This window comes from Arsukibacterium sp. (assembly GCF_033722355.1).
Classification (GTDB): Bacteria; Pseudomonadota; Gammaproteobacteria; order Enterobacterales; family Alteromonadaceae; genus Alishewanella.
The window spans coordinates 1-5,599 of sequence record NZ_JAWVZF010000175.1 but is presented as its reverse complement, the minus strand read 5'-3'; the positions used below and the strand labels follow the sequence as shown (position 1 = coordinate 5,599).

Sequence of the window (5,599 nt, the reverse complement as noted above, 5' to 3'; positions counted from 1 at the left end):
CCACAAATACCGAGATCAGCATGACCATAACAAACGCAAAACGCCAGCTGATAACTGACGGATACTGACGGGCTTTTGCCTGGCTTTTTGCTGGTTTAGCTGTCATTGCTGCCTCACCATAATTTCGCGCTCGCCACTGGGACGCTGCATATTCAAGCGCCGCCTGGCGATATCTTCGACCCGGCTATGCTCAGCCAGCGAGCGTTGCTCCAGCAGCAAATTGCGCCACTGGGTATCAAGCTGATCGCGCTGCTGATAATAGGTGTCCTGAGCAATAGTCAGCTGGCGGTTTAAATGCGCCAGATAAACCACCGCCAGCGCTGACGCAATACAGGCCAGCAACAACACCCCAGCCAGCTTATGCTGCCGCCAGTCCTGACTGATTAATCGTTCAAGCTGGATCTGGCTCATACGGGTTGCTCCACACCGGCCTGCTTTTCGGCAATCCGCAGCACAGCACTTCGCGCCCGTGGGTTAGCCGCCAGCTCAGCTTCCGATGGCATCAGCGCCTTGCCAATCAGCTTCAGCGGAATCGCCTGATTCAGCTGCGCATCGGTTAACGGCATACCCCGGGGTACCGGCTCGCCTTTGGAGTAACGCCGCATAAACTGCTTCACCAGCCGGTCTTCCAGTGAATGAAAACTGATGACCACCAGCCGGCCGCCGGGTTTGAGCACAGCCATCGCCGCATGCAGTGCCTGACTCACCTGCTCCAGTTCACTGTTGACATAAATGCGGATAGCCTGAAAGCTGCGGGTAGCCGGGTGTTTTTTCTCTTTATGGCTTTTGGGCACAGTGTCGCTAATCAGCTTTGCCAGCTGAGCCGTGCGGGTAAACGGGCTCAGAGCCCTGGCTGCCACTATGGCCTGAGCAATCCGCCAGGCAAACTTTTCCTCGCCATATTCGCGCAGCACAAAACTGATATCTTCAACATCGGCAGTCGCCAGCCACTGGGCTGCCGACATACCACTACCGGGGTCCATCCGCATATCAAGCGGGCCGTCCCGCATAAAGCTGAAACCACGATCGGCATCATCCAGTTGCGGGGAGGAGACGCCTAAATCCAGTAAAATGCCGTCTAATTTGCCACTGAGCTGATGTTGCTCAGCCACGGTTGCCAGGGCGGCAAAGGGGGTATGGGTGATATGAAAACGCGCATCAGCTTGCAGTGGGGCTGCAGCAGCAATGGCGGCGGGATCGCGATCAATCGCATATAAACGGCCGTTGGGGCCAAGTTGGTTCAGAATTTCCCTGCTGTGGCCGCCACGCCCAAAAGTGCCGTCCAGGTATATCCCGTCGGCTTTTATTGCAAGTCCGTCCAGTGCTTCTTGCAGCAAGACAGAGATATGAGCATGGCTTGTCATTTACAGTACAAAGTCCTGTAATCGTTCAGATAATTCAACGTTGCCTGCCTGTGCCTGTTCCAGCTCAATATCAGCGGTTAAGCGATCATGCCAGGCGGCCTCGTCCCAGATTTCAAATTTATTCAGCTGGCCCACCAGCCGGATGTTTTTAGCAAGGCCGGCGTGCTGGCGCAGCGGCGCAGGCACCAGAATCCGGCCATTTTTATCCATATCGCAGTCAGTGGCATTGCCCAGCAACAAGCGTTGCAAGCGACGTTCCTGCGGATTTAAGCTGGACAGCGACTTCAGTTTTTCTTCTATTTCTTCCCACTCTGCCAGCGGATACAATAATAAGCAGGGGTCATGTAAGTCGATGGTACAAATAAGATGGCCCTGATTTTCAGACAGCAGGATTTCCCGGTAACGCGCAGGTAGCGCTAACCGTCCCTTATCATCCAATGTCAGTGTAAACGAGCCACGAAACATAACTTATCTGCCTGGTTAATCGGGCTGTGTTTTTCAGCACAGCACCGTCTGAATCGATTGGACAATTCCAAAATGATCCACAATTACCCACAAATCCCCACAACGATACAGTTTAGGGCTCTGCTTTGACCAATGTCAAGGTAAAAACCGAGTCTGTTGATCGATATAGATCCAGTAAATTCGGGCGCTTCGGTAAAGTTGATGATTTTGGTGGGGAAAAGTGGTGGCTATCAGAAATGTCAGTGCCGGACAGCCCGGAATTATTTTTCCTGTGGTGGCTTTTTCAGCAGAAAACTTGCTATTGCCGAATAAATTATTCAATATAATTTTACATATCGCATAACTAATTTTTTATAACCGGCTGACGGGCCGGTTGAGCTTAAGATAACCGCCTATGCTGAGTTTACTAAAGATACGTGGCATGCTGGATCAGATGTCGGTTATAGAGCGCAAGCTGGCCGAGTTTATTCTGGACAATGCCCATATGCTGCGCGATTACTCGTCGCAGCAATTAGCTGACGCCGTTGGGATAAGTCAGTCCAGTGTGGTGAAGTTTTGCCAGAAACTGGGCTACAAAGGTTATCCCGATCTGAAACTGGCGATCAATGAAGCCGTGGTGACGGCCAGCACGCTGAACCGGGATCAGGCTGACAAGAGCAACGACGACGGCAGCTTACTGGGTATTGGCGAGCAGTTGCAGTTCAGTCTGCAGCAGCATTTGCGCACCTTACTGACTATTAACGATGAAAAAACCCTGCTGCAGGCGGCGCGGTTGCTGCAAAAAGCCGATAAAATACTGCTGGCAGGCTTCGCCAAATCAGCCATCGTCGTGGCGGATATGCAATTTCGCTTGCTGCAGCTGGGCAAGCTGGCGTTGCATCATGCTGATCCGGCACTGGCGTTGCAACTGGCGCGCAGTTTAACCGATACCAGCGTGTTAGTGCTGGTCTCCGACTCCGGTCAGAACAATGATTTACTGAAACTGGAGCATTACGCCAAAAGCCGCCAGTTGAAAATTATCTCACTGACCAGCTATAAAACCAATGCTCAGAGTCTGGCAGCTGATATTACCTTGTTTACCTTAAGTGCCGAGGAAGACATCCGCTTAAACCCGCTACTGACGCAGCTGGCCCAGCAGCATTTGTGTCATATGCTGTATTTACAACTCTGCCAGTGGCAGAATAACGATTTAGCGCTGACTGAGAGTACCGAACTACTCGGCCTGCTGGAAAAACCCTGAACCCGGGGCAGCAGTCCGGGCAACAGTCGGGGTTTGTACCATCACTCCAGCATCACTAAATCATCGATAGCACTGATACCCAGCCCCGGCGCATTACCAATCGTAATATCGGCATCGTTAAAATTAACACTGCTGCGAACCGGATCGTAAGCACAAAGCGACGGGCCATCTAAATCTATTTTGGTAATCACATCAGATTTGGCCACGGCCACATGCACCGCAGCGGCGACACTGATGCTACCCTCCAGCATGCAGCCTATCATGCACTGCATATCATAAAATGAGCAAATATCAGCAATTTTAATCGCATTGGCAATGCCGCCGGTTTTCATCAGTTTAATATTGATAATATCGGCCGCCCGCATTTTAATCAGCTCGATAACTTCGCGCGGCCCGAAACTGCTTTCATCAGCCATCACCGGGGTATGCACCCGCTCGGTAATATATTTTAAGCCTTCAAGATCGTAAGCTTTCACCGGCTGCTCCACCAGCTCCAGCCTGACGCCGGCATCCTCCAGTTTCCGCAATGCATAGACCGCTTCTTTAGCAGTCCAGCCCTGATTGGCATCAAGCCGGATTAAGGCTTTACCGGCCACTGCCGCATAAATGGCTTTAACCCGCTCAATATCCACGCCGATATCTTTGCCTACTTTTACTTTCAGGGTTTCAAAACCGCGGTCGATGGCACTGAGTGAATCGGCTACCATTTTATCGATATAGTCGACACTGATGGTAATATCAGTGGTTATTTTTGGTACGCCACCACCGAGAATTTTATACAGCGGCGCCTGATATAACTGGGCAAATAAATCATACACTGCCATTTCGACTGCGGCTTTGGCACTGTAGTTTTTCATAATAGCGCCCTGAATAAGCCGGATAATATGGTTTAAATCGGCAATCTGCTGGCCAACCAGCTTGGGCTTTAACACGCTTTTTATCGCATCAATGATTGAGCCATGAATATCTCCGGTAATCACGGCAGTGGCCGGGGCTTCACCGTAACCAATGTGGCCGGTGTCGGTTTCAATCATTACCACGATATCTTCGATTTGCTGCACCGTGCGCAGCGCCGTTTTAAACGGGGTTTTCAGTGGTATGGTCAGCATGCCCAGCCGGATGTCGGTAATTTTCATAGGTGCCTCGGTTAACGCAACGATTTAATCGCGTATATTTTATCCAGATAACTGCTGTCGGCTGAAAGCCGCAGTGGGGTTAACGGCGTTACCGCCACCCCATTTAATATGCCCTGATAAAGCGGCGGCGCCGCTGTTGCACCGCCGCTGCTCGCAACGGTGTTACCATTAACGCTGCTATCAGCAAAATAGGCCAGATCATGCACGGAATGAATGATAAATGGCTCACCGTTATCGCTACCCAGGTAGAGCATGACATGACCGGGACGATAAATCAGATCGCCCGGCTCTGCCTGGCTAATGGCATCCAGTTTGTCGGAGTGACTACTCTGGCCGCTGAAGCGGATATTGCGGCCATAGCTGCCCTCGCCCTGCTGACCGGAGTTACGTGGCTTTAAAAAGCCAAAGCTGCGGTAAATTTCGATAATAAAACCGGTGCAGTCCCGGCTGTCATAGTCATGACCCCAGCCATAACGATCACCGAGAAACTTAAAGGCCTGCTTCAGAACGTTTGCCGTGGTATAAGGCAGGTAACCGACCCTGACATCCTGCTGGCGGGCAATCAGTGCCGGCGTAAACGCCAGGCTGCCATCAGCATTTCGCAGTGGCAGCTTTACAATATAACTGGCATGCGGGTTCTGGCCATGCACATTATGGCCGGTGTCATCCGTAGTTAACAGCGGCAGCCGGGTTCCCATATCCAGCAGCAATTGTGAAATGGCCGGTAGCGTCGGGGTATAGCTGGTGTAAGCCCTTGCGCCGGTTACCAGCAAAAACGGTGTTTGTTCACTGTACTGAAGTACCTGTTGCCGGCTGCCAATGGCCACATCGACCGCCTTTACCCAACCGGTATAGTGATAATTCTGCACCAGCAGCCAGTGGTTATCGCGACTTAAATGCAATACCGCTACCGGCTCTCCCGGGAACAGCGCGGTCTCCTGAAAGCGGTCTAAATCCAGTGCCATCTGTTGATTGTGCACCCTGTCTTCGGTTGGCATGCTGCGCAAATCTGTCCGCTTTACCACCAGGCCAAAGCGGACCGGGTTAACCGCATGCACCGCCTCAGTATTCAGGTTTTGCCGGTAGCTCTGCCAATTTGCTGCGGTTACTGCCTGGCCATTACCATAAAAGCGCAGCTGGTCTGCCGATGCACTAGCTTTACTGATCATTGCTGTCAATGCAGCTGCCGTTAAGCTTGGTGGCAGCTCTGCCAGCCTGGTCATCTCACTCTGCCTGGCGAAGGTATCATTATTTGCCGTGCTGATTTGCGCCTCGGTTAACAATAGCCGATCTGCATCGGTGACTTTTGCCAGCCAGAAGTCGGCACTAAGATGTTCGGGCTCTAACATTGGAATATCTGACTTCGCATAAACGTTTTCCTGAAAACCGCTGCT

The 5,599-nt window shown here is 51.7% G+C and carries 6 protein-coding genes; 1 reads left to right on the top strand and 5 read right to left on the bottom strand.

Annotated elements, in window-relative coordinates:
- Window positions 1-102: 102 nt before the first annotated feature.
- Genes ftsL through mraZ form a run of 3 tightly spaced genes read right to left on the bottom strand, consistent with a single transcriptional unit; the run spans window position 103 to window position 1,829 of the window.
- Window positions 103-411, bottom strand: a complete 309-nt coding sequence (gene ftsL, locus R3177_RS12830; protein ID WP_318971425.1) for a cell division protein FtsL — start codon at window positions 409-411, stop codon at window positions 103-105.
- A complete protein-coding gene (rsmH, locus tag R3177_RS12825; RefSeq protein WP_318971424.1) occupies window positions 408-1,364 on the bottom strand; it encodes a 16S rRNA (cytosine(1402)-N(4))-methyltransferase RsmH in 957 nt (318 codons plus the stop codon). Before rsmH ends, ftsL begins: the two co-directional genes overlap by 4 nt.
- Entirely contained in the window at window positions 1,365-1,829 is a 465-nt protein-coding gene (gene mraZ / locus R3177_RS12820; protein ID WP_318971423.1) for a division/cell wall cluster transcriptional repressor MraZ, read from the bottom strand.
- Between the two features lie 394 nt (window positions 1,830-2,223).
- Here mraZ and R3177_RS12815 point away from each other — a divergent pair, with 394 nt between their 5' ends.
- Complete coding sequence (locus tag R3177_RS12815; RefSeq protein WP_318971422.1) at window positions 2,224-3,069, top strand: MurR/RpiR family transcriptional regulator; 846 nt, start codon at window positions 2,224-2,226, stop codon at window positions 3,067-3,069.
- 41 nt (window positions 3,070-3,110) lie between these two features.
- On the opposite strand, the gene R3177_RS12810 is transcribed toward R3177_RS12815, so the two are convergent.
- Entirely contained in the window at window positions 3,111-4,205 is a 1,095-nt protein-coding gene (locus R3177_RS12810; protein ID WP_318971421.1) for a dipeptide epimerase, read from the bottom strand.
- Window positions 4,206-4,216: 11 nt separating this feature from the next.
- Window positions 4,217-5,599, bottom strand: a 1,383-nt coding sequence (locus R3177_RS12805; protein WP_318971420.1) for an SH3 domain-containing protein, incomplete at its 5' end; no start/stop codon positions are given.

Excerpts from the sequence above, each read along its gene's own strand:
- ftsL (WP_318971425.1), bottom strand. The coding sequence starts at position 411 with ATGAGCCAGATCCAGCTTGAACGATTAATCAGTCAGGACTGGCGGCAG.
- rsmH (WP_318971424.1), bottom strand. The coding sequence starts at position 1,364 with ATGACAAGCCATGCTCATATCTCTGTCTTGCTGCAAGAAGCACTGGAC.
- mraZ (WP_318971423.1), bottom strand. The coding sequence starts at position 1,829 with ATGTTTCGTGGCTCGTTTACACTGACATTGGATGATAAGGGACGGTTA.
- R3177_RS12815 (WP_318971422.1), top strand. The coding sequence starts at position 2,224 with ATGCTGAGTTTACTAAAGATACGTGGCATGCTGGATCAGATGTCGGTT.
- R3177_RS12810 (WP_318971421.1), bottom strand. The coding sequence starts at position 4,205 with ATGAAAATTACCGACATCCGGCTGGGCATGCTGACCATACCACTGAAA.